Annotated in this window: 26 protein-coding genes; 11 read left to right on the top strand and 15 right to left on the bottom strand. The window is 74.1% G+C overall.

Going from position 1 to position 25,898, the window contains the following annotated elements:
- Nucleotides 1-20: 20 nt before the first annotated feature.
- The 5 genes from ACIP5O_RS22535 to ACIP5O_RS22515 all read left to right on the top strand — a co-directional run bounded on the left by ACIP5O_RS22535 (nucleotide 21) and on the right by ACIP5O_RS22515 (nucleotide 4,084).
- Nucleotides 21-917 (top strand): pyrimidine reductase family protein, encoded by an 897-nt coding sequence (locus tag ACIP5O_RS22535; RefSeq protein WP_401296033.1) that lies wholly within the window; start codon nucleotides 21-23, stop codon nucleotides 915-917.
- A gap of 105 nt (nucleotides 918-1,022) precedes the next feature.
- The gene (locus tag ACIP5O_RS22530; protein ID WP_401296030.1) at nucleotides 1,023-1,493 is read left to right on the top strand and encodes an indole-3-glycerol phosphate synthase; all 471 of its coding nucleotides are present in this window, start codon (nucleotides 1,023-1,025) and stop codon (nucleotides 1,491-1,493) included.
- A 151-nt stretch (nucleotides 1,494-1,644) separates the two neighbouring features.
- The gene (murC, locus tag ACIP5O_RS22525) at nucleotides 1,645-3,036 is read left to right on the top strand and encodes a UDP-N-acetylmuramate--L-alanine ligase (RefSeq protein WP_125659481.1); all 1,392 of its coding nucleotides are present in this window, start codon (nucleotides 1,645-1,647) and stop codon (nucleotides 3,034-3,036) included.
- Between the two features lie 23 nt (nucleotides 3,037-3,059).
- Nucleotides 3,060-3,467 (top strand): peptide-methionine (R)-S-oxide reductase MsrB, encoded by a 408-nt coding sequence (gene msrB / locus ACIP5O_RS22520; protein ID WP_401296026.1) that lies wholly within the window; start codon nucleotides 3,060-3,062, stop codon nucleotides 3,465-3,467.
- A 281-nt stretch (nucleotides 3,468-3,748) separates the two neighbouring features.
- Nucleotides 3,749-4,084: a hypothetical protein gene (locus ACIP5O_RS22515; protein ID WP_401296023.1), complete on the top strand. Its 336-nt coding sequence runs from the start codon at nucleotides 3,749-3,751 to the stop codon at nucleotides 4,082-4,084.
- Here ACIP5O_RS22515 and ACIP5O_RS22510 read toward each other — a convergent pair.
- The 11 genes from ACIP5O_RS22510 to ACIP5O_RS22460 all read right to left on the bottom strand — a co-directional run bounded on the left by ACIP5O_RS22510 (nucleotide 4,024) and on the right by ACIP5O_RS22460 (nucleotide 14,983).
- Entirely contained in the window at nucleotides 4,024-5,049 is a 1,026-nt protein-coding gene (locus tag ACIP5O_RS22510; protein ID WP_401296020.1) for a hypothetical protein, read from the bottom strand. The genes ACIP5O_RS22515 and ACIP5O_RS22510 overlap by 61 nt on opposite strands.
- Nucleotides 5,050-5,063: 14 nt before the next feature.
- Nucleotides 5,064-5,573 (bottom strand): hypothetical protein, encoded by a 510-nt coding sequence (locus tag ACIP5O_RS22505; RefSeq protein ID WP_401296017.1) that lies wholly within the window; start codon nucleotides 5,571-5,573, stop codon nucleotides 5,064-5,066.
- Nucleotides 5,570-6,280, bottom strand: a complete 711-nt coding sequence (locus ACIP5O_RS22500; protein WP_401296014.1) for a vWA domain-containing protein — start codon at nucleotides 6,278-6,280, stop codon at nucleotides 5,570-5,572. Before ACIP5O_RS22500 ends, ACIP5O_RS22505 begins: the two co-directional genes overlap by 4 nt.
- 15 nt (nucleotides 6,281-6,295) lie before the next feature.
- The gene (locus ACIP5O_RS22495; protein WP_401296011.1) at nucleotides 6,296-7,504 is read right to left on the bottom strand and encodes a lipopolysaccharide kinase InaA family protein; all 1,209 of its coding nucleotides are present in this window, start codon (nucleotides 7,502-7,504) and stop codon (nucleotides 6,296-6,298) included.
- Nucleotides 7,501-8,595: a serine/threonine protein phosphatase gene (locus ACIP5O_RS22490; RefSeq protein WP_401296008.1), complete on the bottom strand. Its 1,095-nt coding sequence runs from the start codon at nucleotides 8,593-8,595 to the stop codon at nucleotides 7,501-7,503. The genes ACIP5O_RS22495 and ACIP5O_RS22490 overlap by 4 nt, the downstream gene beginning before the upstream one ends.
- 137 nt (nucleotides 8,596-8,732) lie before the next feature.
- On the bottom strand, nucleotides 8,733-10,052 hold the full coding sequence (locus ACIP5O_RS22485; protein WP_401296005.1) for a hypothetical protein: 1,320 nt from the start codon (nucleotides 10,050-10,052) through the stop codon (nucleotides 8,733-8,735).
- Between the two features lie 83 nt (nucleotides 10,053-10,135).
- A complete protein-coding gene (locus tag ACIP5O_RS22480) occupies nucleotides 10,136-12,394 on the bottom strand; it encodes a hypothetical protein (RefSeq protein WP_401296002.1) in 2,259 nt (752 codons plus the stop codon).
- Nucleotides 12,395-12,524: 130 nt separating this feature from the next.
- The gene (locus ACIP5O_RS22475; protein ID WP_401296000.1) at nucleotides 12,525-12,923 is read right to left on the bottom strand and encodes a hypothetical protein; all 399 of its coding nucleotides are present in this window, start codon (nucleotides 12,921-12,923) and stop codon (nucleotides 12,525-12,527) included.
- Nucleotides 12,924-13,083: 160 nt separating this feature from the next.
- On the bottom strand, nucleotides 13,084-13,869 hold the full coding sequence (locus ACIP5O_RS22470; RefSeq protein ID WP_401295996.1) for an SDR family NAD(P)-dependent oxidoreductase: 786 nt from the start codon (nucleotides 13,867-13,869) through the stop codon (nucleotides 13,084-13,086).
- Between the two features lie 11 nt (nucleotides 13,870-13,880).
- The gene (locus ACIP5O_RS22465) at nucleotides 13,881-14,120 is read right to left on the bottom strand and encodes a DUF397 domain-containing protein (protein WP_401295994.1); all 240 of its coding nucleotides are present in this window, start codon (nucleotides 14,118-14,120) and stop codon (nucleotides 13,881-13,883) included.
- Nucleotides 14,117-14,983 (bottom strand): Scr1 family TA system antitoxin-like transcriptional regulator, encoded by an 867-nt coding sequence (locus ACIP5O_RS22460; protein ID WP_401295991.1) that lies wholly within the window; start codon nucleotides 14,981-14,983, stop codon nucleotides 14,117-14,119. The genes ACIP5O_RS22465 and ACIP5O_RS22460 overlap by 4 nt, the downstream gene beginning before the upstream one ends.
- 150 nt (nucleotides 14,984-15,133) lie before the next feature.
- On the opposite strand from ACIP5O_RS22460, the gene ACIP5O_RS22455 reads away from it, so the two are divergent.
- The gene (locus ACIP5O_RS22455) at nucleotides 15,134-15,601 is read left to right on the top strand and encodes an ATP-binding protein (protein ID WP_401295988.1); all 468 of its coding nucleotides are present in this window, start codon (nucleotides 15,134-15,136) and stop codon (nucleotides 15,599-15,601) included.
- On the opposite strand, the gene fusA is transcribed toward ACIP5O_RS22455, so the two are convergent.
- Together fusA and ACIP5O_RS22445 are read right to left on the bottom strand one after the other, a co-directional pair.
- Nucleotides 15,561-17,579, bottom strand: a complete 2,019-nt coding sequence (gene fusA, locus ACIP5O_RS22450) for an elongation factor G (RefSeq protein ID WP_401295985.1) — start codon at nucleotides 17,577-17,579, stop codon at nucleotides 15,561-15,563. The two genes, ACIP5O_RS22455 and fusA, sit on opposite strands and share 41 nt — an antisense overlap.
- A 453-nt stretch (nucleotides 17,580-18,032) precedes the next feature.
- The gene (locus tag ACIP5O_RS22445) at nucleotides 18,033-18,449 is read right to left on the bottom strand and encodes a VOC family protein (RefSeq protein ID WP_401295982.1); all 417 of its coding nucleotides are present in this window, start codon (nucleotides 18,447-18,449) and stop codon (nucleotides 18,033-18,035) included.
- 58 nt (nucleotides 18,450-18,507) lie between these two features.
- On the opposite strand from ACIP5O_RS22445, the gene ACIP5O_RS22440 reads away from it, so the two are divergent.
- From ACIP5O_RS22440 to ACIP5O_RS22430, 3 genes are all read left to right on the top strand, one after another.
- Nucleotides 18,508-19,155: a nucleoside/nucleotide kinase family protein gene (locus ACIP5O_RS22440; RefSeq protein ID WP_401295980.1), complete on the top strand. Its 648-nt coding sequence runs from the start codon at nucleotides 18,508-18,510 to the stop codon at nucleotides 19,153-19,155.
- Between the two features lie 114 nt (nucleotides 19,156-19,269).
- Entirely contained in the window at nucleotides 19,270-19,794 is a 525-nt protein-coding gene (locus tag ACIP5O_RS22435) for a tetratricopeptide repeat protein (protein WP_401296270.1), read from the top strand.
- A gap of 110 nt (nucleotides 19,795-19,904) precedes the next feature.
- Nucleotides 19,905-20,864, top strand: a complete 960-nt coding sequence (locus tag ACIP5O_RS22430; RefSeq protein ID WP_401295977.1) for a hypothetical protein — start codon at nucleotides 19,905-19,907, stop codon at nucleotides 20,862-20,864.
- A gap of 58 nt (nucleotides 20,865-20,922) precedes the next feature.
- Here the strand turns inward: ACIP5O_RS22430 and treZ are convergent, their stop codons facing one another.
- Both treZ and ACIP5O_RS22420 read right to left on the bottom strand, forming a co-directional pair.
- Nucleotides 20,923-22,674, bottom strand: coding sequence for a malto-oligosyltrehalose trehalohydrolase (gene treZ / locus ACIP5O_RS22425; protein WP_401296268.1), 1,752 nt, complete (start codon nucleotides 22,672-22,674; stop codon nucleotides 20,923-20,925).
- A 72-nt stretch (nucleotides 22,675-22,746) separates the two neighbouring features.
- Nucleotides 22,747-23,703 (bottom strand): GNAT family N-acetyltransferase, encoded by a 957-nt coding sequence (locus tag ACIP5O_RS22420; RefSeq protein ID WP_401296266.1) that lies wholly within the window; start codon nucleotides 23,701-23,703, stop codon nucleotides 22,747-22,749.
- Nucleotides 23,704-23,898: 195 nt separating this feature from the next.
- Here ACIP5O_RS22420 and ACIP5O_RS22415 point away from each other — a divergent pair, with 195 nt between their 5' ends.
- Both ACIP5O_RS22415 and ACIP5O_RS22410 read left to right on the top strand, forming a co-directional pair.
- Nucleotides 23,899-24,447, top strand: a complete 549-nt coding sequence (locus ACIP5O_RS22415; protein WP_401295975.1) for an FHA domain-containing protein — start codon at nucleotides 23,899-23,901, stop codon at nucleotides 24,445-24,447.
- A gap of 152 nt (nucleotides 24,448-24,599) precedes the next feature.
- Complete coding sequence (locus ACIP5O_RS22410) at nucleotides 24,600-25,892, top strand: cytochrome P450 (RefSeq protein ID WP_401295972.1); 1,293 nt, start codon at nucleotides 24,600-24,602, stop codon at nucleotides 25,890-25,892.
- The last annotated feature ends 6 nt before the right edge of the window (nucleotides 25,893-25,898 follow it).

The raw sequence follows: 25,898 nt of genomic DNA, 5'->3' as shown, positions 1-25,898 counted from the left end.
CGCCATGTCAGACTGCCTGGATGCGACGCCTGTTTCCTGTGACGGACATGACAGCCGGACCGGCCGTGCCGGTCGCACCCGCCGGACCTGCCGGATCTGCCGCACCCGCCGGACCTGCCGCATCCGCCGGACCTGCCGACGGGGCCGGGACGGAAGGCGGGGCTGGGACGGAGGGCGGGGCCGGGACGGAGGGGGAGGGCGGGGACTGGTCCCTCGACGCGCTCGCCGACGCCTACGCCTACCCGGAGGGCGACGCCCCCTGGCTGCGGGCCAACATGGTCTCCTCGCTCGACGGCGCCGGCCAGCACGAGGGGCGCTCCCAGCCGCTCTCCTCCGAGACCGACATGAGGATCTTCGGCACCCTGCGCGGGCTCGCCGACGTGATCGTGGTGGGCGCGGAGACCGTACGCCTGGAGGGCTACCGCCCCGCCCGGGCGCGGGAGGCCTTCGCGGAGCGCCGGGCCGCCGCCGGACAGGGCCCGGCCCCCGTGATCGCCGTGGTCAGCGCCTCACTCGACCTGGACTTCTCGCTTCCGCTCTTCACCGCGCCGCTGGTGCCGACCCTGGTCCTCACCGGGAGCGGGGCGCCCGCCGAGCGGGTCGGGGCGGCCCGGGAGGCGGGGGCCGAGGTGCTGTTCGCGGGCGAGGGGACCAGGGTCGACCCGGCCCGCGCGCTCGCGGCCCTGACGGAGCGCGGACTGCGGCGCCAGCTCACCGAGGGCGGGCCCCGGCTGCTCGGCCAGTTCGTGGCGGCGGGGGTCCTCGACGAACTGTGCCTGACGATCTCGCCGACCATGACGGCCGGAGACGCCCAGCGGATCGCCGGAGGCCCCCCGGTGGCCGTCCCGACACGCTTCCGGGTGGCTTCCGTCCTGGAGCGGGACGGCTTCCTCTTCACCCGCTACCTTCGGTCCTGAAAAAAGCGGAATTCGTCGTTCCGCTTACTGTCCGCCGGGCACACTTACTGTCGCAGACCCCGTGCGAACACGGGGAAGGATGGTTTCCGCAGAAGGGCTCCCGAAGTGTTCACAAGCGTTCTGATGATCGAGAAGCCCCTGACGTCCGTCGACGTGGAATTCGTCACCACGCTGCACGGCGACGAGGGCGTGTCCTTCATCGTCCTGATGCAGCCGCGCGGTGACCAGGCCGATGTACTGCTGCGTGCCATCGACGACGTCGCCATGGGCGAACTGAGGGAAGCCGCCCGCGAGGGCGAGGAACCGGAGGGCAAGGAGGCCCGGCCCCCCGCCGAACAGGCCCTGGAGCACTCGCTCCGGGCCCTGAGGGACGCCGGCTGCGAGGCGGTCGGCCAGGTCGTCGAGGACCACCCGCTCGACAAGATGAAGGCGGTCGTCGAGGAGGCGGGGGCGGACGAGGTCATCGTCCTCACCGCGCCGCACTACGTGGAGGAGTTCTTCCACCGCGACTGGGCCTCCCGGGCCCGCCACAAGGTGGGCGTCCCCGTCCTGAAGCTCTTCGCGCACAGCGAGTGACCGGGCGGTGACGGCCGGGCCCGCGCTCCGTGCAGGGGGCGCGGGCCCGGCCGTGCCCTGCCGGGCGCGTCCGGAGGAAGCCACTAGGCTGGGGACTTCCAGCCGACGACGCGCGACGACGCGCAACGAAACACCTCGGGGAGAGATCCGCATGGCACCCGCCATTCCCGCCGCCATGGACCGGCCGCACTTCATCGGCATCGGCGGTGCCGGGATGTCGGGCATCGCGAAGATCCTCGCCCAGCGCGGCGCCAAGGTCGCCGGCAGCGACGCCAAGGACTCCGCGACCGCCGAGGCCCTGCGCGCCCTCGGCGTCACCGTGCACATCGGCCACGCCGCCGAGCACCTGGCCGACGACGCCTCCGCCGTCGTCGTCTCCAGCGCCATCCGCGCCGACAACCCCGAGCTGGCCCGCGCCGCCGAGCTCGGCATCCCGGTCGTGCACCGCTCCGACGCGCTCGCCTCCCTCATGGACGGCCTGCGCGCGATCGCGGTCGCCGGCACGCACGGCAAGACCACGACCACCTCCATGCTGGCCGTCGCCCTCGGCCACCTCGGCCTCGACCCCTCGTACGCCATCGGCGGCGACCTGGCGGGTCCCGGCACCAACGCCCGGCACGGCGACGGCGAGGTCTTCGTCGCCGAGGCCGACGAGAGCGACCGCAGCTTCCAGAAGTACGACCCCGAGGTCGCGATCGTCCTCAACGTCGAGCTGGACCACCACGCGAACTACGCCTCCCTGGACGAGATCTACGAGTCCTTCGAGGCCTTCACCGCCAAGATCCGCCCCGGCGGCACCCTCGTTGTCGGCGAGCACGCCGGCGCCCGCGAGCTGGCCCGCCGGGTCGCGGACCGCGAGGGCCTGGAGATCGTCACGGTCGGCGAGTCCGAGGACTCCGACGCCCGGATCCTGAAGATCGTCCCGAACGGCATGAAGAGCGAGGTGACCGTCGAGCTCGACGGCACCGAGCACACCTTCACCGTCTCGGTCCCCGGCCGCCACTACGCCCACAACGCCGCCGCCGCGCTCGCCGCCGGCGCCCGCGTCGGCATCGACCCGGCCGAGCTCGCCCAGGCCCTCACCGCCTACACCGGCGTCGGCCGCCGCCTCCAGCTCAAGGGCGAGGCGAAGGGCGTGCAGGTCATCGACTCGTACGCGCACCACCCCACCGAGATGACCGCCGACCTGGAGGCCATGCGCGGCGCCGCCGGGGACGCCCGCCTGCTCGTCGTCTTCCAGCCGCACCTGTTCTCCCGGACCCAGGAGCTGGGCGAGGAGATGGGCGAGGCGCTGGCCCTCGCGGACGCCTCCGTCGTCCTCGACGTCTACCCGGCCCGCGAGGACCCGATCCCGGGCGTCACCAGCGAGCTGATCGTCGAGGCGGCCCGGAAGGCCGGCGCCGACGTGACGCCCGTCCACAACAAGGGTGCCGTGCCCGAGATCGTCGAGGGAATGGCCGGCCCCGGCGATCTCGTTCTCACCATGGGGGCGGGCGACGTCACGGACCTCGGCCCGCGCATCCTGGACCACCTGTCGAAGTAGTGCGGAGCAGAGGGAGCGAGCCCATGGCGTACGACGTCGAGAAGCCGGACGAGCAGTGGCGTGCGGAGCTGAGCCCGGCGGAGTACCAGGTGCTGCGTCAAGCGGGCACCGAGCCCGCCTTCCGCGGCGAGTACACCGACACCACCACCAAGGGCGTCTACTCCTGCCGGGCGTGCGGCGCGGAGCTGTTCACCTCGAACGAGAAGTTCCCGTCGCACTGCGGCTGGCCGTCCTTCTACGACCCGAAGGACTCCGACGCGGTCGAACTGATCGAGGACCGCACCCACGGCATGGTCCGCACGGAGGTCCGCTGCTCCCGCTGCGGCTCCCACCTGGGCCACGTCTTCGAGGGCGAGGGCTACCCGACCCCGACGGACCAGCGGTACTGCATCAACTCGATCTCGCTGCGGCTGGAGCCGACGGAGGGCTGAGCGGACGACGGGGCCCTCCCGCGCCGCCCGCCCGGAGTGGGCGGAGGACGGGAGTGCCCCTCGGCCGTCCCCGTGCCGTGTGCGCGCCGACGGCACCCGCCGCCCGGGCGGGAGTGCGCACAGAAGCTTTGCCCACGGGTATCCCCCGGCCATGTCGAATCGGTCGGTGGCGGCGGGAGTCGGTCTCGCCGGTGTGATGGCGCACTGCGGCGGAAGCCCGGTGGGCGCGGTGAAGCTTCCGGTGGGGGCGATGGCCTCCGCACCGGCGGCTCCTGAGCGCTGTGTCGGCGCGGGCGTACTTCTTCTTCCTCGAAGGGAACATGGACGACGCGGTGACGGCCCTCGGTTCGGTCACCGGTGTGCGGCCCGACGTGGCGTGGGGCGCCGCCCCCTGGTTCGGCGACGCGCGTTTCCTCGGCGCGGTGGGCGCCGAGGCACTGGCCGAGGCGTGGCTGCGGACGTTGGACTACGGCCACGACCTGGACGGCGACGAGATGCGGGAGCGTTTCGCGCCCTGGTTCCACGCCCTCGACGTGGTGACCGGACGGAGGGAGGCTCAGCTCGGGGAGGGTTCCGGGGTGAGTTCGTTCCGGCCGATCCGGGAGCCCGACTTGTAGATGCTGACGGTGTCGCCGCTGATGACGTAGCGGTAGGGGCGGTTGTTCGCCTCGTACCCGTCGCTCGTCTTCTTCGCCGGCATGGCGATGCCCGCCTCGCGCCCGTCCCTGAACTCGCCGTAGTAGTAGAGCTTCCCGGCTTTCGTGCGGCAGAGGGTGATCCGGTGATCGTCCGTGCGGAACGCGTCGACCAGCGTGGCTCCCTCGCCGCTCGGCAGCGCGGACGCGATCCGGGACGGGCACGCGGCGCCGGTCCCGGTCGGCTTCGCCGTCGGTTCCGCGTCGTCCGGGCCGCCGGAGTCGAGGGCTCCGACGACGAAACTCTGCACGCCCCCCAGCAGCAGGAGCCCGACCACCACGCCGAGGCAGCTGAACAGGCAGCCGCGCGACTTCTTCGCCGGCTTCCGGTACGGCGGCGGGGTGTACGGGGGCGGGGTGTACGGCGGCGGGGCCGTCGTGCGCGGCGGCGTCGGGGTGTAGCCGGTGCCACCCGGCGGCGGATAGAAGACGCCCGTCGGCCGGCCGCCCGTCCCGCTCCCGGTGCGCGGCGGTGCCGTCTTCCGGGGAGCCGCCTTCTTCGCGGAGCCCGGCCTCGACGCCGTCCCGGACGACGTCGGCTTCGGCGCCGTGGCCTTCGAGGCGGTCGGCTTCTTCGGGGCGGCGGGTCCGGACGTCGTCTTCTTCGCGGCCGTCTTCTTCCCGGGCACGGGGCCGCCGCTCGTCTTCCAGCTCTTGCCGCAGCCGACGCAGCTGAGGTTCCGCGCGCCGTTGGTGGCCCGGCAGACGGTGCACCGCCAGTCGCCGGACGGGCGCTCGGGCGACGGGCGCCTGGCCGCGGGGCGCGGCGGGGCGGCGGGCCGCGGCATCGGGGCCCGCCGGGTCGACCCGCAGATGCCGCAGGCCGGGTCCTTCGGTCCGTTGTTGCTGTCGCAGTCCGCGCACTTCCAGTTGGCCGAGCCCGCCACCCCTGTCGTCCCTCCTAGCGGTCGCCGTGCGCCGGGCGTGTCATCACGTCCCGGAAGAGTTCTTCCGATCCCGGTCCGGCGGGGCTGACGATCCAGCCGGGAGCGTCGGGAACCCGCTCCAGTTCGGCCTCGCCCGCCGGGACCGCCTCCGCCCCCACTTCCGCCTCCGCCTCCGGCTCCGGTTCCGGTTCCGGTTCCGGGCCCTCCCCGCCTCCGTGCCCGGGCTCCGTCTCCTCCCGGTTCGGCACCGAGTACTCCCTCCAGAGCAGGTCCACGAAGCGCTGGACCGCACCCACCATGCCGGGAGGCACATCGGCGCGGACCACGGCGGACTCGGCCCCCGCGGCGGCGCCGGGGAACCGGAACCGGAAGACGAGCCGGTGCCGCCCGTCCGCGTCCCCCGGAGGGAGGACGGCGGCCGAGACGCACTTCGTCACCCCGGCGTTCATGTACCCGCCCGACCAGGCGAAGACCAGCCCTTCACGGTCCAGGGAGAGGTGGAAGCCGTCCCACTCCAGACTCACAGGCTGTTCGCGATCGTCTCGATGATCTCGTCCATCTCGAACTCCTCCAGCCCCTCGCCCGCCTTGGAGGCGAAGTGGAGGGTGAGGTCCCACTCCTCGGCGATCGGGTCGGACCAGGGGGCCTCCTCCGGCGCGAAGAGCACGAGCCGCTTGGCGGACTGCTCCATGACCGAGGTCTGGCTGCGGGCGTAGCCCCACTGCTCGAAGAGGTCGTCCATGCTGCGGGGGATGTGCGCCGGGTACGTGGACGCGTCCGCGCCGACCGTCCCGAGGGCGTGCGCGGGGGCGTCCGTGAACATCACGATGACATGGCGCCTGCGGTCGAGCCCTGTCTCCCAGGGGGAGTTGATCGCGAGCGCCAGCGCCTCCAGGCCGGACTCGGGGATGTCGCCGCCGCCGCCCGCGTCGATCCCGCTGACGAACCGCTCGAACTCCTTCGCCTGGGCGGGGAGGTGGAGGAAGTCGGTCTCCTCGATGGCGTCCGAGGGGTCGTCGCCGAAGTCGCGGAAGGCGATGACCTTCAGCCGCAGCTGGCTGATGGACTTGCCCTTCTTGGCCATCACGTCGTCGAGGCGCTGGTGGAACTGGAGGGCGCTCGACTTCACCGTGTCGAGGACGGGGTGCATGCTGCCGGTGGCGTCGATGCACAGGGCGATGTCGACGGCGTACTGCAGATTTCCCTGGTACTGCCCGCGGGCGTCGGTCATGGGTGTCTCTCCTTGTCAGGGGGTGCGGCGGTCGCCGCGGCGGCCGCCGAGGTTGATGCGGACGCGGGACGCGCCCGGAGCCGGGGCCGGTTCCTCGGCCGCCGGGGCCGCGGGAGTCTCCGGGGGCGGCGGCGCGGGCGCGGGGACGGTCGGGGCCACCGGGGCGGCGGCCGGGGGCGCGTCGGCCTCCCTGCGGCGTCCGAAAGTGGACCGGACACGGCTCGTGCGGCGCCCCTCCGCCTCCGCCGGAGGAGCGGGAGCCGGCGCGGGGGCCGGCGCGGAGGCGGGGGCGGTCGTCTTCGCGCCCGGCGCCGTCGTGCCCGGCCTGCGGTGCTGGAGGACGCACACTCCGGGGTCGGAGAGCGCCGTGAGGAAGGCGGCGACGTCCGGGCGCGCCCGCGGGTCGGCGGAGGTCATCCGGCGCAGCAGGTCGAGCAGTTCGTCGGAGAGGCGCGTGTCGAGCCGGAGCTCCTCCCCGGCGTTCACGGCGTCCGCCGGGGAGCCGAACCCCGCGTCGTACGAGGGCAGGTCCCCCGCCACGTACAGATGGGTCATGAGCCCGAGCGCGAAGACGTCGACGGCACAGGTGAGGTCCTTCGGACCGGCCGCCCCGTCGCCCCGGAGGTAGCGCCGCCACTCCGGGGCGCCGTACACGGAGTCGCCCGAGATGTCCTCGGGGTTCGGGGGGTTCCCGGAGTCGTAGGAGTCGTCGAAGTCGATCAGCTTCGCCGAGTGGAAGGCGGCGTCCTCGCGCTTCTGGACCAGCACGTTCAGCGGCTTGAGGTCCCCGTGCACGGTGCCGGTGTCGTGGAGCTGCTTGAGGCTCGACCCGAGGGTCTTGAGCAGCACCGTCTTCTGGCGCGGTTCGAGGCTCTGCGGCCGTTCCAGGCTGGAGGTGTCGATCCGCTCCGTGACCTTGTAGTAGGTGCTGCCCTCGTGGAAGAAGTCGGTGGCGAGGACCAGGTTGCCGCCGCCGAGCGTGTCCGGGCGCAGCCGCTTCATGATCCTGCGGTGGCGCTGCTCGAACTCCCGGGCGACCTCGCGGCGGATCCGCACGCTCTTCGAGTCGGCGGCGTCGTCGCGCGGGCGCTTGGGTTCGAGGAACTGCTTGATGAAGTACTGTCCCCCGTCCTTCTCCGCGAAGGCCCAGATGCACTTGCCGCCGTTGGCGTTGGTGGGATCGGTGACGATGCGGTAGCCCGCGATCGTGTCGCCCTTCTTCATCGGTACTCCTCGGCCGCGGGCGGCAGGTAGGTCTCGTATCCGGCGCGGTAGGACCGCCAGCTCTGGTCCTGCCAGGCACGGACGCGGGCGTGGTCCTCGCGCTCCTCCTCCGGGCTTCCCGGCCCCCCGCCCCCGGCGCGGTCGAGGATTCCGGGACGGCTCCGCACGTACCGGTCGGCGAGGTCGGCGAAGCGCCGCTCGTAGACGTTCCGCACGTGGGCGAAGTCCTTGTGACCCAGGGCCAGCAGGGCGAGCGAGGCGTCGTCCCCGGTGTACGCCTGCACCTCGCGGCGCAGCAGATCCGCCCACTCGTACTCGTTGCCGGCCTCGCGCAAGGTGCTCAGGAGCAGGTACTCGAAGTCGGCGGGGGTGTGCACGTAGCCGAAGTAGCCGTCCGTGGCGGCCACCAGGACACAGGGCAGCGCGAACGAGGCGATGTGCTGCGTGTCGACCGTGAACTCGCGGTCCGCGCACACCACGTTGGTCATCGGCGGATCGGTGCGCAGCAGTTCGAGGGCGTCGCTCTCCCGGGTGTGGTCCCGGGTGAGGACGTGCAGCCCGCTCGTGGGGGAGAGCACGTACGCCCGGGAGTCACCGGCCCACAGCGGACGCAGTTCGACCGCGGAACCTTCCTCGCGGAGGCGGTAGTGCACGCCCGCGAGGGTGGTGGGCAGCCGGCGGCGCATGGTGCCGCCGATCTTGCTGTGCCGCTGGGGAGCCTTGGCCAGGAACCAGGTCAGGTACTCGTGCAGGCTCTCCGGAGTGGCCTGTTCGGTGCCCAGCGCCACCTCGTGGAACCAGCAGTCGGCGGCCAGGCGCGCGACCCGGGACCCGACCCAGGCCCCGGTGTGCCAGACGCCGTCAGGACCCTGCCAGGTGGGGGTGGCGCCCGCGCCGCCCGAGCCGTCGAACACGGCGATCATGCCCTGCTGGGTGTCCCAGTGGTGGACGACGAACGGTTCGGCGTCCTCGCCGAGACCGGACACCTGCTCGGTCCACACCGAGAGGGCCTGGAGGCCCTTGGACCTCTGCGACGGCGTCCAGACCGTCTGGCGCGGCAGCACCCGGCCCGCCGGTCCCTTCGAGGCCATGGGGCCCGGCCCGACCTCCGGCACGGCCCCCGCCCCGGCCTTCGGGGGCGGTCCCGGGGGCGCCGGCGGAGGCGGCGGCCGGTGACCGGGGGGATGCGGGGGCGGGGCGGAGTGCCCCGTCCTGTGTTCCTGGTCCGTCATCCGCGCTCCCTGTCAGGTCCGGGTCGGGGGGTGTCCCGCTTGACGGTGCCCCGCACCCTGCTCACCCGGGGCGCCGGCCGGTCCGCGGGCGGTGTGCCGGACGGCCCCTCGGCCGCCGTGGGAGCCTCTGCCCCCGGTCCTGCCTCTGTCCCCGGCTCCGCCGCCGTGCCCGGCCCCGGGCGCGCGCCCGTACCGGCGCCCGGCAGCGGCTCGTCCTCGGGAGGCCCGGAGCGCTCGGCGCCGCGCGGCGCAGGTCCGGGGCGCCCGCCGTCCCGTTCGCGCCCGCCGTCGCGGCCCGGCCGGGGATCGGAGCCGTACGCCCCCGGGCCCCGCCCGCCGGAGCGGACCCGGCCCGTAGGCGTACTCCCGGAGGCCTCGCCCCGCAGCGGTTCGCGGCGCTCCTCGTCGTCCGGTGCCGATCCGAGGGCCGGAAGGGAGTCCGCGGCGCGGGCCAGCGAGCCGCGCAGGCGCCCGCGCCGGGTCGCGCCGTCGAAGAGCCCGCCGTCGCCCCCGCGCAGCACCTCCTCCAGGACGGTGCGCTCCAGCTCGGCCTGCTCGAAGGGCTCCCGGTCCGCGTCGCCGCGCTCCAGGACCAGGCGCATGATCTCGCGCCGGACCGCGTTCTTCTCGGCCTCGTTCTTCTCGATCCAGGTGAGCGCGGCCCGGGGCCCCTCCCTCTCCATGATCTCGGCGATCAGGCCGTCGACGCCCTCCTCGCGGATCATGTCGAGGTGGCGTCCGCGCCGCATGCCGGAGAGCCGGGTCTCCCGTACGACGTCGCGGAACTCGCGTCCACTGGCGCGGATCTCGTCCTCGTCGACGAGGAGTTCGACCTGGATGTTCCGCAGGCGGACCGCGTCGTCGCCGGTGAACCCGGCCACCGTCGCGTTCAGGGCCCGTTCCGCCTCGTGGAACGCGGCGATGTCGTAGTCCCGGGCCGTTTCGCGGAGCGTCTTGCGCAGGTAGCCGAAGAGCGCCCCGCTCATGTCCCGGATCCCGCGCGCCACGACCTGGGCCGGGTCGGCGACCCGGCACACCAGGTCGACCCGGCTGCGGAAGGAGAACGTGGGGTCGCGGCTGAGCAGCGGGATGTCGAGGACGAGCCGGTGCTCGGTCATGTCGACGGTGAACACCCCGGTGTACGCGCCGAAGCGGGGGGACGGGATCTCCTCCCCGTTCCGGACGGTGAGGGACGGACCGCCGTCCCGGACCAGGACGAGCGCGCGGCCCGGATCGGGCGGCCGCACCGGTTTGGTGAGCCGCCACTTGGGCAGTGTCTCGCTGGACAGCACCGGGTCGTAGGTCTGCTGTTCCACGGGCTCCTCCTCCTTCCTCGGATGTCTCGACGTCCCGGATCTCCCGGACGTCCTGGTGGTGCGCGGGGCCGTGAGGACGCGTATCAGGTCGTACGGGCGGTCAGGTACCGGTGCAGCCGGGCCGCGTTGCGGGACGGCCGCTCGCGGTCGTGCGCCCACTTGTCCAGCCACCACACCAGCCGTTCGTGGTGCGAGCCGGGTCTGCGGGCGACGTCCCGGAGCAGGCCGCCGAGGGCGTCGAGCGTGCCGGGACCGCCCCAGTCGGTGTATACGTCGATCCAGTCGCGCAGCGCGAGGAGCGCGGTGTCCTGCATCGGGCGGCGGGCGAGGGCCCGCGCCCACAGCTCCCCGACGGCCTTGCGGTGCGCGGGCAGGCCGCTGAGCAGCAGCGGCACCCCCGGGACGCCGTCCGCCGGGCCGCCGGCCGTCGTCTCGTACGGCCGGGAGGCCGCGAAGAGGAAGGCGGAGAGGGACTTCACGACCATGGGGGAGAGGTCCTGCGGTGCGGACCACTCCAGGTAGGCGTCGAGGAGCGGACCGCCCTGCCCCTGGTGGAGGAGGTGGACGCCGCCCCAGGCCACGGAGGGCAGGGTGCCCCAGTCGTCGTCCCGGTCCAGGGCGTCGCGCAGCACGGCCACGGCCCGTTCGGGGGCCGCCCGCCCGAGGAGCCCGCCCGCCGTGTTGGCGGCGGTCCCCGCCAGGCGCCGCTGCCGCGCGGAGCTCCCGCCGCGCGCCCAGCCGTGCAGCAGCTCCCACACGGCCTCGGCCGAGTCGGCGCGGCTGCCCGCCACGCCGAGCGCGGTCGCGGCGGCCTGGCGCAGCGGCCAGGACTCCCCGGCGGCCCAGGTGGTGAGGAAGCGGTGCGCCGCGTAGTGGTGGTCGACCCAGACGAGCACCCCGGCGGCGACGGCGGCCCGGGCGCGCACCTCCAGGTCGCCGTGGTCGAGGAGCCGGCGCAGCCAGGCGAGCAGCGGCTCGCGCCAGCCGTCCAGACCGGTCCAGGCGTAGACGAGGACGACCTGCCCGAGCATCGCGTTGCGGAAGCGCACCCGGGGCTGTCCGGGACCGTCGGCGTCGAGCCGGATCCACTGCTGCTCGTCGCCGAGCCGGTCCCTGAACCGCACGTCGGGCGGGGCGGGTTCGGGCGTCGTGAGGGCGGCCCGGAGCTTGACGGCGGCCTCGGCGACGGTGAGGTATCCGCTGTCCTCCAGGACGGCGGCGGCGAGCGCGAACGCCACCGTCTCCGGGTTCCGGTGCCGGTCGAACCAGGTCCGCACCTGTTCGCTGGGGTCGCGCAGCGCGGCCGCGGCGGCCGCCACGTCCCGGCCGGCGGCGATGTCGGCGGCCAGCCGGACCGCGTGCCGGGCGGCGGGCATCTCCCGCAGGGCCGCGACGACCCCGCCGGCGGTGAGCCGGGCGCGGAGTTCGGCGCGGGCCTCCCGGCCGCCGCCGTGGCCGAGCACCCGCCGTTCGAGGACGGCCAGGGGATCGACGGGCGTCAGGGAGTGCGCGGCGACCATCTCGCCGCCGTCGCCCCGCACGGCGACGGCGAGGTCCTGGCCGCCGGTGAGGACGAGGTGGCAGCCCCGGGCGCGCAGGGCGGCGACGACGGCGTGCAGCTGCCGGGGGAGCGCGTCGAAGCCCCGCGCCCCGGTGGGCCCGTCCTCGACGGAGACCAGGTAGCCGCTGTTCTCGACGAGTGGTTCCCAGCCGGGCGTGAGCACCGCCGCGGGGTCGAGGAGCCGGTGGCAGATTCCGCCGCCCTCGGCGCCGCCCAGCACCAGCGCCTCGGCGAGCAGATTGACTCCGGCGGCCTCGCGCCCACTGCCGGAGGGCCCGGTCAGGACGAGGAGGTGCCGCTCGCGGAGGAGGCCGAGTGCGGAGCCGTACCCTTCGGGCTCGACGAACAGCTCGGTGTGGTCGGTCAGTTCGGCGGCGGTGAGCGGCAGCACGGAGCCGCGGCCACCGCCGGACGGGCGTCCGGACGAACGGCCGGACCCGCCGCTGTGGAACCCGCCGCCGAAGCTGACGGTGTCGTTGAAGAGCGCGAGCGTCCCGATCCGGGTGCCGGACGCGTCCGCGTTGAGGCGCTGCGCGATGAGGTCCGCGATGGCGCCGGCCTTCAGCGCCTCGGACCGCTCGGCGTCCTCGGCCGCGGTGACCTCCTGGAGGGAACGCAGCGCGTCGGACTCGCTGACGGGGCCGTCCTGCTCCGGCCCGACCGGCCGCTCACCCTCCGGCGCACCCTTGGGGGCGTCGGAGGACGCGGGCGGGGCGGCGGCCGGGTCGGAGCGGCCGCTCGTGCCGCCGGACGGCGGCTCCGTGGTGGCTTCCACACTCATGGCACACGGTCTTCCGGGATGGGGCGACGAAGGGCGGCACGACGGCGGCCCTTCTCCGTACGGGCGGGAACGAGGCACGACGGACCCCCGGCCCGGAAGGGGCAGGGGCCCACGACGCGAAGGGGCGTCGTTACGAGACGTTCCAGTCGCCCTGGATCTCGACCTTCTCGTTGAAGACCTGGGCGTTCTTGATCAGGGCCGCGCTGACCTGCGGGCCTCCGCGGCCGCCGGCCACGACGGCCTCGTCGACCATCTGCCGGATGTCGCTCTCGAACTGCCGGTCCCGCAGCATGTGCGCCGTGAGCATCCGCTCCAGGTCCCGCTGCCGGTCCTCGTCGTCAGGCGCGTCGGCCACGCGCTCCAGCGCGGTCTCGGCGTCCGCGTCCCCGCGGAACCGCTCCCTGATCCGGGCGACGAGCCGGGCCCCGCCGGTCCAGCCGCTGCGCCCGGCCTCCTGACCGGTGGCCTCCAGCGCGCCCTTGACCACGAGCGCGACGCCCGCCGCCGCGATGGCCGTCAGTGGATCCATGTGCTCCCCCGATTGTTCTCCGCACACACGTGAGGCCATTCAAGTGGTCACAGCGCGTGATGCCAGAGGTTCGGCGAACAATGACCGAAAACCGTCAACACGGTCGGAGGGTACGTGCCTTGTGGCTTGTTCCGTACGGTGACGGAGCACGGGGGCGGCGTCAGTGGACGGAGAACCCGCCGTCCACGAAGAGGGAGTGACCGGTGACGTACGCGGAGGCCGTACTCGCCAGGAAGACGGCCGCGCCCGCGAAGTCCGCCGCGAGCCCGTTGCGGCCGGCCATCGTGCGGGCGGCCAGCGCGGCGACCCTCTCGGGGTCGGAGGAGAGCCGCTCGTTCAGCGGGGTCATCACGAAACCCGGGACCAGGGTGTTGGCCGTGACCCCGTACGGCGACCACGCCTCCGCCTGCGAACGGGCCAGCGACTCCAGAGCGCCCTTGGACACCCCGTACGCCCCGCTCTGCACGAACGCGCGGTGCGCCTGCTGCGAGGTGACGTGGATGATCCGCCCGAAGCCGCGCTCGGCCATCCCGGGCCCGAACCGCTGACCCAGCAGGAACGGCGCCTCCAGGTTCACCGTCATCGTCGCGTCCCAGACGTCCTCGCCCAGTTCGCCCAGCGGCGGGCGGAGGTTGATCCCCGCCGAGTTCACCAGGACGTCCGGCTCCCCGAACACGGCCGCCGCCGCCTCGGCCCCGGCCCTGATCCCCTCCCGGGTGCTCAGGTCCGCGCTCACCCAGGCCGCCCGGCAGCCGTCGGCCGTCAGTTCGTCCACGGTCGCGACGAGGCCGGCCTCCTTGCGGGCGAGCACGACCACCTTCGCCCCGGCGCGGGCCAGGGCCCCCGCGATGGCCCGGCCGATACCGGAACTGCCTCCCGTGACGAGGGCGGTGCGCCCTTCGAGGGAGAAGAGGCCGGAGAGGTAGTCGGCCGGGGTCGTGCTCATGGTGTCGCCCTTCAGCTCAGCCGGGTCAGGAACGAGGTCCAGGCGGCGGGGGAGAGCGCGAGCTGCGGACCGGTGACGTTCTTGGAGTCGCGGACGTGGACGGTGGAGGGGCAGGAGGCGACCTCGACGCAGTCGCCGTCGCCGCCACTGCTGTAGCTCGACTTGTGCCAGGAGAGGGCGACTTCCACGCAGTTGTCGCCGCTGCCGCTGCTGTAGCTGCTCTTGAACCAGGCCAGTTCTGTGGTGCTCATAGTGCTCCTTGGATCTCCCGCAGCAGGCTCACGGAGTCCTCCACGGACAGAGCCTGTGTCCGCATCCTGGCATACCGCTGCTGGAGGATGCTGACCACTTTGGGGTCCGAGATCATGTGGCCGGTTTCCTGACCTTCGGAGTAGGCGTGCCATACGTGCTCGGGGGTCTCCAGGAGGCACAAGGGGCCTCCGAGACCTGCGTGATATCCGCGTGACTGCGGCATGACCTGGATGTCGATGTTGCGCCGTTCGCAGAGTGCGAGGATGTGATCGATCTGCTCGCGCATGGCCTCCGGAGCGCAGATCTGGCGGCGCAGCGCGTGCTCTTCGATGATGAAGCTGAAGATCGTGTGCGGACGCTCTGTGAGGATCTTCGTGCGTTCCATACGGGCCGTCAGGTGGGACTCGATCTGGTCGTCACCCATCGCCGGAATCTGCTCCTCGAAGAGCGTCCGGGCGTACGCGGGCGTCTGGAGCAGGCCGGGGACGAACCGGCTCTCGAAGGTGTACAGCGTCACTGCGAGGGCTTCCAGCTCCGCCCACTTCTCGAACCAACGCGCCAGCCCCGCCTTGCGCGTCAGGTGCTTGGCCGCCGCCCGGACCACCCCAAATGCGTCCAACACCTCCTCCGAGCGGTCCACGAACGTCTTCGACGGCAACCGCCGCCCCTGTTCGATCGAGGCGGCCATCGGCACCGAGTAGCCCACCATCGGCGCGAACTGCTCCTGTGTGAGGCCCGCCCGTTTGCGCAGAACCTTGAGAACTTCCCCGAAAGCCTTCAGACTCTCCGACGCCTCCGGTTCGCTCCCCCTCGGAGCCCTGAGTCCGCCATCCGTCGCGTCATCCGGAAACCCGTCCGTCACCCGGCCACCTCCCGCACCCGTGCACTCGTACTGAACGCACCCATGCTCACGGCTAGTGACCAATACAGTCCAGAGGGTGAACCCGTACGCTGTCGCAGCGTACGGGTTTCTGAGCTGGCAACCCTCCCCGCACAACGCCACATTGGCCCCATGACCTCCCCCGTGACCCGCGAAGTGCCCGTCACCGTACGTGTGTTCGTGCAACGCTTCAGCTCGACGCCGCGCGGCGCCCGGCTCGCCCGGCGGCTCGCCGTGCTCCAGCTCGACCGCTGGGGCGTCCCGTACGACTCCGAGACCTCCGAGACCGCCGCGCTGCTCGTCGCGGAACTCGCCGCGAACGCCGTCACCCACGGCCGGGTGCCCGGACGCGACTGCGAGCTGACGCTCTCGTACACGCCCGGGCGGCTGCTCCGGATCGACGTCTCCGACACCCGGGGCGAGCGGCGGCCCGCCCCCGGCGAGCGGGGGCCGCTCGACGAGGGCGGGCGCGGGCTGCTCCTGGTCGGGGCGCTGGCCTCGCGGTGGGCCGTGCTCGACCGCGTACCGGTCGGGAAGACCGTACGGGCCGAGCTGGACCTCAGCCCCGGGCCGGCTCGTACCCCGCCGGGCGGGTCGTGAAGGTGCCCCGGCCCTGCGTGCGGCCCCGCAGGCGGGACGCGTAGCCGAACAGTTCGGCCAGCGGCACCGTCGCCGCCACCACCGCCGTACCGCCCCGGGCCGTCTGGTCGTTCACCCGGCCCCGGCGGGCCGCGAGGTCGCCGAGGACGGCGCCGACCGACTCCGCCGGGACGGTGACGGTCACCTCGGCCACCGGCTCCAGGAGGGTCATCGCGCTCGCCCGGAGCGCCTCGCGCAGGGCGAAGCGGCCCGCCGTGCGGAACGCCATCTCCGACGAGTCCTTCGGATGCGTGGCGCCGTCCGTGAGCGTGACCCGGACGCCGGTCACCGGGTGGCCGCCGAGGGGGCCCTCCAGGAGGGCGTCCCGGCAGCCGGCCTCGACCGCGCGGACGTACTCCTGCGGGACGCGACCGCCCGTGACGGTGGAGGTGAAGGTGAACTCCTCGTCTCCTTCCAGGGGTTCGAGGTCGATGACGACGTGGGCGAACTGGCCCGCGCCGCCGTCCTGTTTGACGTGGCGGTACAGCAGACCGGTGACGCCCTTCGCCACCGTCTCGCGGTACGCCACCTGGGGGCGCCCGACCGTGACCTCCAGGCCCCGGTCGCGGCGCAGCTTCTCTACCGCGACCTCCAGGTGCAGTTCGCCCAGGCCGGACAGGACGGTCTGGCCCGTCTCCGGGTCGGACCGGACGACGAGCGACGGGTCCTCCTCCGACAGGCGGGCGAGGGCCGTCGCCAGCCGGCCGGTGTCGGTGCTGCGGCGGGCCTCGACGGCGACCGAGACCACCGGGTCCGCTGTCGTGGGCGGTTCGAGGACGACCGGCGCGGCCGGGTCGCACAGGGTCGCCCCGGCGCGGACGGCCTTCGGGCCGACGACGGCGACGATGTCACCGGCGCGCGCCGACTCGACCTCCGTCGCCCGGTCCGCCTGCACGCGCAGGATGCGGGCGATCCGCTCGGTGCGTCCGCCGACGGCGTCCAGCACGGTGTCCCCCTTCCCGATCGTGCCCGCGTAGACGCGGACGTACGTCATGCGGCCGGTGGCCGTGGCGTTCACCTTGAAGGCGAGCGCGGTGAACGGCGCCTCCGGATCCGCCGGGACCTCGCCGCGCACGGGCGGCATGTCCGACGGGGCCGGGAGGTAGGCGACGACGGCGTCGAGCAGGGGCTCGATGCCCCGGTTGCGGTAGGCCGAGCCGCACAGCACGACCACGGCCTCCCCGGCGAGGGTGAGATCGCGGAGCGCGCCCCGCAGGGTCTCCTCGGCCAGCTCCTCGCGGGCGAGGAACTCCTCGAAGGCCCCCGCGTGCAGCTCGGCCACGGCCTCCTCCAGGCGTCGCCGACGCTGCCGGGCCTCGTCCAACAGGCCCTCGGAAAGGTCCTGTTCGGTGTACGTGTCGGCGCCGTCGGCCCACACGTACGCCCGCATCCGGAGCAGGTCCACGACGCCGGTGAAGCCGTCCTCGCGCCCGATGGGAAGCTGCACGGGGAGCGGTACGGCCCCGAGCCGGTCGCGGATCGACTCCACGGCGGCGTCGAGGTCCGCGCCCGCCCGGTCCAGCTTGTTGACGAACGCGAGGCGCGGGACGCCGTGCCGGTCGGCCTGCCGCCACACCGTCTCGCTCTGCGGCTCGACGCCCGCGACGGCGTCGAAGACGGCCACCGCGCCGTCGAGGACGCGCAGCGAGCGCTCGACCTCGTCGGAGAAGTCGACGTGGCCGGGCGTGTCGATCAGGTTGATCCGGTGACCGGCCCAGTCGCAGCTCACGGCCGCCGCGAAGATCGTGATGCCCCGGTCCCGCTCCTGCGGGTCGAAGTCGGTGACGGTGGTGCCGTCGTGGACCTCGCCCCGCTTGTGGACGGCCCCGGTCAGGTACAGGACCCGCTCGGTGACGGTGGTCTTGCCGGCGTCGACGTGGGCCAGGATGCCGAGGTTGCGGACGGTGGTGATGCCGGCGGTGATGTCAGGGGTACGCACGGTCTCGTGCCTTTCGCTGCTGCGGTGGTGGAACGGGCAGCGCGATTCCCGGACGACGCTCAGGTACGGGAGGCGTACGGGGTCGTCACGGGCGGCGATGGCGGGCGCGCAGCCGCCACCGCTCGGCCGAGGAGGCGAGGATCACGTCGTACCGGGCACGGGAGGAGGACACGGCGACGGCGGCGTGGCTGCGCACGGTCTTCTCCCCTCGATCGGACGCGCGGACGGATGCGCGGACGTCTGTCGGCGGCACCGAACGGTGCGCCGGGACGTGAGTGTAGGGAGCCGGGCGCGCGGCGCGACAGCGGTTTTCCGCTCCGGGGCGCGGGCGCGCCCCGGAGAGCAACGGGCGACCCCTTGGCAGGAGTTGCCCGGCTCCTCGCCGCCGGTCCTGGCCGCGTCCGGATCGACGGCCGTCGCGCGTTCCGTACCCGGTCGACTCCCCCAGGGGGCCTACGCGCCCGCGTCCGCCGGCTGGAGCAGGTCCCAGCGGTTGCCGTACAGGTCCTCGAAGACGGCGACGGAGCCGTACGGCTCGTGGCGCGGCTCCTCCAGGAACTTCACGCCGGCCGCCGTCATGCGGGCGTGGTCGCGGGCGAAGTCCTCGGTGTGGAGGAAGAAGCCGACCCGGCCGCCGGTCTGGTTGCCGATCGCGGCCTCCTCGGCCTCGTTCTTGGCACGGGCGAGGAGCAGCCCCGCGTTCCCGAGGCCGCCGACCCCGGCCGCGCCACGCGGCCGGACGACGACCCAGCGGGTGCCGCCACCCCGGTCGGTGTCCTCGACGAGGTCGAACCCGAGGGCGTCGGTGTAGAAGGCGATGGCCTCGTCGTAGTCACGGACGACGAGGGTGACGAGCGCGATGGACGGCATGGAGCCAAAAGTAATACGTATCGATCTACCCGCGTCAATCGCCACGCCCGCTGCGACCATGTCCGACATGGACACGCAACAATTCGAGCGCCTCGCGGCCCGCGCGCGGACCCTGGCGGAGCCCGGACCGGCAGGGGCGCGGCGCCGGATCCTGGGGCTCGCCGGACCGCCGGGCGCCGGAAAGTCCACGCTCGCCGCCCGGCTCGTCGACCGTCTCGGCGGGCTCGCCGTCCTCGTCCCCATGGACGGCTTCCACCTCGCGCGGGCCGAGCTGGTACGCCTCGGCCGGGCGGACAGGAAGGGCGCCCCCGACACCTTCGACGCCGCCGGGTACACCGCGCTCCTCGCCCGGCTGCGCGCCCCGGAGCCCGGCACCACCGTCTACGCCCCCGCCTTCGACCGCTCCCTGGAGGAGCCGGTCGCCGGATCGGTCCCCGTCGGCCCCGACGTCCCGCTCGTCGTCACCGAGGGCAACTACCTCCTGCACGACGAGGGCGCCTGGGCCGGGGTCCTGCCCCTCCTCGACGAGGCCTGGTACCTCGACCTGGACGCCCGGCTCCGCGTCCCCCGCCTGATCGACCGCCACGTCCGCTTCGGCAAGGACCGCACCCGCGCCGAACACTGGGTCCACACCTCCGACGAGTCCAACGCCCGGCTCGTCGCCCGGGGCCGGGACCGCGCCCACCTCGTCGTACCGATGGGTTAGCGGTGCGGCTGCCTGTTGCCCGTCGCCCGGCCGCGCCCGCCCCAGCCATCCCCGCCCGCCCTCCGGCGGAGCCGCGCCGTCCTCTAGGGTGCCGCCATGACCGACGACGCCGCCATGACCGACGACCAGGACTGGGAGCGCCGGATCGCCGCGCTCTGGGAGCGCATCGACGACCACGAGCCCGCCGACTTCCGTGCCCGCGTGGCCGGACTGGCCGCCGAGCGGCCCGCCGACGACGCCGCCGCGCTCTTCGAGCAGGGCGCCGCCCACGACTCCACCGGCCTGCCGGAGGAGGCCGTCGCGCTCTACCGGCGCGCCCTCGACCACGGGCTCACCGGGCTGCGCCGCCGCCGGGCCGTGATCCAGCTCGCCAGCAGCCTGCGCAACCTCGGCCGGCCCGACCGCGCCGTGGAGCTCCTCACCGCCGAACGGGACCTGCCCGCCGACCGGCTCGACGCCGACGAGAAGGCGCTCGCCGGGGCCGTCGACGCCTTCCTCGCGCTCGCCCTGGCCGACACCGGCCGCGACCGCGAGGCCGCCTCCCTGGCCCTGGGCGCCCTCGCCCCCCTGCTGCCCCGCTACAACCGCTCCCTCGCCCACTACGCCCGCGCGCTCCTCACCGCCCCCGACGGCTCCTGAGCGGAAACACGGCGAACCCGACCGGCCCGCGGACGAGTTGACCCGACCGAAAGGGAGCCGACATCCGCAGTCGCTACCCTGGGACCGACGGCGACGGAAGGCGGGCGGGCGTGGGCTGGCTGCGGCGGGGACCCAGGCGGGACGGCGACGACGCGCCGAGGGATCCCGAGTTCGCGTACTTCTCCCGGAACGAGGCCGCGCTCTTCCGGGGCCGGGTCCGGGAGACCTTCGCCGAGCTCGGTCTGGAGGTCACCGTCTACGCCGACCACGTCGTCGACGACCGGGGACGCCGCTTCGGGCTCACCAACCTCGCCGCCGTCTGCCACCAGGACCGGCGCGGACCCCGCGCCTGGCCCGGACTGGTCCGCCGCCACATCGAGCTGGTCGTCCGGGCCATGGACGGCCCCTCCGCGCTCGACACCCTCCCGCCCGAGCAGATCCGTGCCCAGCTCTACCCCCGGGTCGTCAGCGGCGACGGCATCGACGCCGCTTCCTTCGGATACGCCAGGACCGTCGCCCCCGGCCTGTACGAGGTCCTCGCCCTCGACCTGCCCGAGAGCGTCATGATGCTCACCGACGACGCCCTCGCCCGGCTCGGGGACCACGCGCAGCTGCGCGACCGGGCCATGCGCAACCTGCGCGGCCTCCCCGTCGAGGGGCACGAGACCGTCCGCGACGCCGACGGCATGTGCTTCGAGGTCGTCCTCGGCGACTCCTTCTACACCGCGAGCCGCGTCCTCGACCTCGACGGGGTCGCCCGGCGCGTCACCGGTCTCCCGCTCGGCGAGCACGGCGCCCTGGTCGCCCTGCCCTTCCGGCACCAGCTCGCCTTCCACCCCATCCGGGACACCACCATCATCCCGGCCCTCGGCGCGATGGCCTCCTTCGCCGCCACCGGGTACGAGGACACCCCGGGCGCCATCAGCCCGTACGTCTTCTGGTGGCGCGACGGCGCCCTCACCCAGCTCAGCGAGCACGACGAGGAGCGCGGCGACCTGCGGATCGTCGTCGGCGACGACTTCCAGGAGCTCCTGGAACGGCTCATCGCCCAGGGGCCCGACCGCCGCTGACCGGTCGCGGCGGTCCGAGAAGGGGCCACCGCGCCGAGCGCCCCCGTATCCGCCCCCGTCAGCCGTCCGACAGGACCACCGCCGACTCCGCCGGCACCCGCAGGACCCCGTCCTCCGCCGGCGGGTCGACCGGCTCCCAGGACGCCAGGACCCGGTCCCGGCCGTTGGAGCCCAGCGGGATCACCGCCGGCTCCTTGCCCAGGTTCACCGCCACCCGCAGGTCCCCGCGCCGGAAGACCAGCCAGCGGTCCTCCTCGTCGTAGGCGACCTTCACGCCCCCCAGGTCCGGGTCCGTCAGGTCCGGCAGCGTGCGGCGCAGCGCGATCAGCTCCCGGTGCCAGGCGAGCAGCCGCCTGTGCGGGTCCTCCTCGCGCTCGCTCCGGTCCAGGACCGAGCGGTCCCGGGTGGCCCGGTCCTGCGGGTCGGGCACCTCGTTCTCGTCCCAGCCGTGCTCCGCGAACTCCCGCCGCCGCCCCCGCCGCACGGCCTCCGCGAGCTCCGGGTCGGTGTGGTCGGTGAAGTACTGCCAGGGCGTCGTCGCCCCCCACTCCTCGCCCATGAACAGCATCGGCACCGAGGGCCCGGTCAGGACCAGGGCCGCCGCGCAGGCGAGCAGGCCGGGGGAGACCGAGGCCGAGAGGCGGTCCCCGAGGGCCCGGTTGCCGATCTGGTCGTGCGTCTGCGCGTATCCGAGGAAGCGGTGGGCGGGGGTCCGCTCCCGGTCCACCGGCCGCCCGTGGTGGCGGCCCCGGAAGCTGGAGTACGTGCCGTCGTGGAAGAAGACGTGCGTCAGCGTCTTGGCCAGCGCGGCGATCGGCGCCCGCGCGAAGTCGGCGTAGTAGCCCTGAGACTCGCCGGTCAGGGCGGTGTGCAGGGCGTGGTGGAAGTCGTCGTTCCACTGGGCGTGGAGCCCGACCCCGCCCAGCGCGCGCGGGGTGGTCGTGCGCGGGTCGCCCGTGTCGGACTCGGCGATCAGGAAGTGCTGGCGGCCCTGCTCCCGCGCCAGCTCGTCCACGGCCGCCGACAGCTCCTCCAGGAACGTCAGCGCCCGCGTGTCCGCGAGCGCGTGCACCGCGTCGAGCCGCAGCCCGTCGATCCGGTAGTCCCGCAGCCAGGCGAGCGCGCTCCCCAGGAAGTACGCCCGCACCTCGTCCGAACCGGCCGCGTCCAGGTTCACCGCCGAGCCCCACGGGGTGTGGTGGGTGTCCGTGAAGTACGGCCCGAAGGCGGGCAGGTAGTTGCCCGAGGGCCCGAGGTGGTTGTGGACCACGTCCAGGACCACGCCCATGCCGAGCCCGTGGGCCGCGTCCACGAACCGCTTCAGCGCCCCGGGGCCGCCGTACGGCTCGTGCACCGCCCACGGCGCCACCCCGTCGTACCCCCAGCCCCACGTCCCCGGGAACGGGCACAGCGGCATCAGCTCCACATGGGTGATGCCGAGGCCCGCCAGCTCCCCGAGGCGTCCGGCCGCCGCGTCGAGCGTGCCCTCGGGGGTGAAGGTGCCCACGTGCAGCTCGTACAGGACGGCGCCGCGCAGCCGCAGCGTCGGGGACCCGTTCCGCCAGGCGTACGCGGAGTGGTCGACGACCGCGCTCCGCCCGTCGGGCCCGTCGGGCAGCCTGCGGGAGCGCGGGTCGGGCAGCACGGGCCCGTCGTCCACGGCGAAGCCGTACCGGTCGCCGTCCCCGGCGGGCACCACGCCCGTCCACCAGCCGTCCCGCTCGGCGTCCCGCTCCAGGGGGTGGCCGGTGCCTTTCAGCTCCAGCGTCACCCGGTCACGGGCGTTCGGCGCCCACACCTCGAAGAGCACGGGAATCCCCTCGTCGTCGGAACCAGTCGGCCGCGCGGTGGTCACGGCCGGTCACCGCGACCATCCTGGCAGTCAGGACCCCGGCGTGCCCGGCGCGTCCCACACGTAGTTGATCGCGCGCTCGAACGTGTCGTAGCCCGTACGGGCGAAGGAGGCCGCCATCGGCACGTTCCCCAGGTCCGTGGCCGCCCGGATCCGGGGCACGTCGGCGGCGGCCAGGATCCGGGTCCCCTCCGCCAGGACGTCGTCGATGTACCCGTGCCCCCGGTGGGCGGGCAGCACACCGATGTACGCGATCGTGTGGTGGTAGTTGTTCCGGGCGGGCACGACGAAGCCGACCGGTTCGCCGGTCCCCGGCAGCAGCGCCACCCGCCACCACTCACGGGGCGAGGAGTAGTGGGCGAACTCCTCGTCGTAGTGCCGCTCCGCCACCTCCCGCGCCGAGAGCCCGGACGCCAGGTCGGCCCGCCCGTGCGCGTCGAGGGTGCCGTCGAGCACCGGGACCATCAGGGAGACGAGGTCCTCGCGGTCCCGCACCGGACGGAACTCCAGCCGCCCGCTCGGCTCCGGTACGGGGGTGCCGGACCGCCACTCCAGGCGCAGCCGCTCCACGAGGGGGCGGGCGCCGGAGCGCTCCAGGACGGCGAAGAGCGACTCCAGGTGCGCCCGGGTCTCCGGGACCTCGCGCCAGTCGGCGGGGAGGAACCGCCCGTACTCGGGTCGCCGCGCCCCCGCCGGGACGACCGCAGCCGTCGCCGTCTCCAGGAGCCGCAGGCCGACGTCGGCGCGGTCCCCGTCGGACAGTTCCGGGGCCAGGTCGAAGAAGTCGAGCGCCTGCGGTTCGGCGCCCGCCGCGTGGGTCCACCAGGCGATCCGGCCGAGGAGCCGGTCGCCGTCCAGGGCCACCCACATCCACTCCGGGAGGCGGCGGCCGGTGGCCAGGTCGTCGGCGAGCTCGTGGTCGAGCGAGTAGGTGAGACGGAGGAAGAGGTCCAGCTCCTGCGGTCCTGCGAGCGGGCGTATCGCGATCACGTGTGGTGTTCTCCTGGGGAATTCGGTGGTGGGGCCGGGCGACCGTAGCAGTGATCTTGGAAGGGGGGTACGGGATTTTCGGCGGGGCGCCGGAGTCGGGCGGGGGGCCTGGTGGGGCCTTCGCGGGGGCTCCGGGTCCGGTTCCGGGGCCCTTCTGGACACTTCGGGCCCGTCGGACCGACAATCTCGGGTGTGACGACCCCTTTCGAGCTTCCGGCGAACTCCCCCCGGCTGACCGACGCCGAGCGGGACCGCGCGCTGGTGCTGCTCCGTGAGGGCGCCGCTCAGGGCCGCCTTTCCCACGACACCTTCGTCTTCCGGATGGAGCGTGCGCTCCAGGCCCGCCGGCCGGACGAACTCGACCTGCTCGTCGCCGACCTGAGGACCGAGGGGACCTGGACCCGGCGCGTGGTGGGCGCGGTGGAGCGGATGTCCGCCTTCACGGCGAAGCTCGGCCGCGCCTGGCACGCGGAGCGGCTGCCGAAGCTGCTGCTTCCGCACCCCGGCCCGTACCCGCTGCGGATAGGGCGCGACCCGGTCAACGGACTGCGTCTCAGCCACGAGACGGCCTCCCGGCTGCACGCCGAACTCTCGCTCCAGGGCGGGATGTGGGTGCTGCGCGACCTCGGCTCGACGAACGGAACCACCGTCAACGGGCGCCGGGTCGCCGGCGCGGTGGTGGTGCGGCCCGGGGACGTGGTCGGCTTCGGCCAGACGGTGTTCCGCCTCTCCCACCAGTGAGCGCCGTCGAGTACCGCTGAGCGGCCCCGGAAGGTTCACCTGTTCGGCGGTACGTGAGTGGGCGCCGAGGTCCCCCGGATGGTGGGCTTGGTCCGGACGCGCGCCACGTTCTCCGGCCCGCGGCACCCACCGCCGACCGAGCAGGGGGCGTGATGACCGCCGAACCGACCCGAGGCATCCGCGACGACCGGCCGGAAGGCCGGGGCACCCATGACGACCTTCCGGGAGACCGGGGCGTCCGCGACGACCTGCCGGAAGGCCGGGGCGCGCGTGGCGACCGGCCGGAGAGCCGGGGCGCGTACGACGACCGGCCGGAGAGCCGGGGTGTGCGTGGCGACCAGCCGGAGAGGTCCGGCGGGGCCTGGACCCGGCTGCCGGCCATGAACCCGGCCACCCCCTCGGCCGCCACCCCCTCGGCCGCCGCCCCCTCGGAGACGGGGCCGGTCCGGGGTACCTCCTCCGTACGGACCGGACGGGGCGCCGCGTCCCTCCCCGGCCGCGTGCGCACCGCGCCCTCCCCGGCCACCGGCGGGCGGACCGTCGCGCCGAGCCCCCTCGACCCCGGCGCCTCGCAGGACCCGCACGGCATCCACCGCAGGCTCCGCGAGGAGTTCCCGCTGACCTACGACCCGCTGCTGCGGGCCTGGGTCCTCAGCCGGTACGCGGACGTGGCCGCGGCCCTCACCGACAGCCGCTTCACCCACGGGCACCGCCCCGGCGACCCGCCGTGCGCCCGCGCCCACGTCGACGTGGACACGGCCGCGCTGCGGTCCGTCACCGAACGCACCGCGTACGTCCTCGCCCGCCGGATCGCCGAGCGGCCGCAGGCCGACCTGGTCGCCGACTTCTGCCACTGGCTGCCCGCCGGAACCGTCGCCGCCGCCGTCGGCGTCCCCTACCGGGACATGATGCGGCTCGTGCGGGGCCGGGCGGCCGGGGCCCTCGCGGGGGAGTGCGGCGCCCAGATCGCCGTACGGGAGAAGGCGCTCGCCTCCTTCCTCGGCAACGTCCTCTCCGACCCCGACCAGGTCGCCGCCCTCCGCGACGCGCCCGCCGCGCTCGTGGCCCGCGCCTGGACCGAGTCGCTGCGCCGCGACCCGCCCGTGCAGATCGCGGTGCGCCGCACCGCCGCCGAGGTGCCGGTGAGCGGCGGCACCGTCCCGGCGGGCGCGTCCGTCGCGCTGCTCGTCGGCTCGGCCGGCCGGGACCCGGAGCGCTTCCGGGAGCCCGACCGCTTCGACCCGTTCCGCGACGACCCGGGCCAGCTCACCTACGGGTCCGGCTTCTGCCCGGCCGTCCTCCTCGCCGGCATCGAGGCCGAGTACGCCCTGCGGGCCCTCTTCGCCGAGATGCCCCGGCTGCGCCTCGCCGACGGCTTCCGGCCCACCCCGGCGGGTCTCATCACCCGTGCCCCGCGCACCCTGATCGTCCGTCCCGGAGGCTGAACCGGA

This window comes from Streptomyces sp. NPDC088915 (genome assembly GCF_044749825.1).
Classification (GTDB): domain Bacteria; phylum Actinomycetota; class Actinomycetes; order Streptomycetales; family Streptomycetaceae; genus Streptomyces.
Note: the sequence above shows the minus strand (reverse complement) of the source record. Positions and strands in the feature narration are given on the sequence as shown.

Excerpts from the sequence above, each read along its gene's own strand:
- ACIP5O_RS22480 (WP_401296002.1), bottom strand. The coding sequence starts at position 12,394 with ATGAGTGTGGAAGCCACCACGGAGCCGCCGTCCGGCGGCACGAGCGGC.
- ACIP5O_RS22440 (WP_401295980.1), top strand. The coding sequence starts at position 18,508 with ATGTCCGACATGGACACGCAACAATTCGAGCGCCTCGCGGCCCGCGCG.
- msrB (WP_401296026.1), top strand. The coding sequence starts at position 3,060 with ATGGCGTACGACGTCGAGAAGCCGGACGAGCAGTGGCGTGCGGAGCTG.
- ACIP5O_RS22535 (WP_401296033.1), top strand. The coding sequence starts at position 21 with ATGCGACGCCTGTTTCCTGTGACGGACATGACAGCCGGACCGGCCGTG.
- ACIP5O_RS22470 (WP_401295996.1), bottom strand. The coding sequence starts at position 13,869 with ATGAGCACGACCCCGGCCGACTACCTCTCCGGCCTCTTCTCCCTCGAA.
- ACIP5O_RS22490 (WP_401296008.1), bottom strand. The coding sequence starts at position 8,595 with ATGGCCTCGAAGGGACCGGCGGGCCGGGTGCTGCCGCGCCAGACGGTC.
- ACIP5O_RS22435 (WP_401296270.1), top strand. The coding sequence starts at position 19,270 with ATGACCGACGACCAGGACTGGGAGCGCCGGATCGCCGCGCTCTGGGAG.
- ACIP5O_RS22455 (WP_401295988.1), top strand. The coding sequence starts at position 15,134 with ATGACCTCCCCCGTGACCCGCGAAGTGCCCGTCACCGTACGTGTGTTC.
- ACIP5O_RS22465 (WP_401295994.1), bottom strand. The coding sequence starts at position 14,120 with ATGAGCACCACAGAACTGGCCTGGTTCAAGAGCAGCTACAGCAGCGGC.
- ACIP5O_RS22495 (WP_401296011.1), bottom strand. The coding sequence starts at position 7,504 with ATGAAGAAGGGCGACACGATCGCGGGCTACCGCATCGTCACCGATCCC.
- ACIP5O_RS22445 (WP_401295982.1), bottom strand. The coding sequence starts at position 18,449 with ATGCCGTCCATCGCGCTCGTCACCCTCGTCGTCCGTGACTACGACGAG.
- ACIP5O_RS22500 (WP_401296014.1), bottom strand. The coding sequence starts at position 6,280 with ATGACCGACGCCCGCGGGCAGTACCAGGGAAATCTGCAGTACGCCGTC.
- ACIP5O_RS22410 (WP_401295972.1), top strand. The coding sequence starts at position 24,600 with ATGACCGCCGAACCGACCCGAGGCATCCGCGACGACCGGCCGGAAGGC.
- ACIP5O_RS22475 (WP_401296000.1), bottom strand. The coding sequence starts at position 12,923 with ATGGATCCACTGACGGCCATCGCGGCGGCGGGCGTCGCGCTCGTGGTC.
- murC (WP_125659481.1), top strand. The coding sequence starts at position 1,645 with ATGGCACCCGCCATTCCCGCCGCCATGGACCGGCCGCACTTCATCGGC.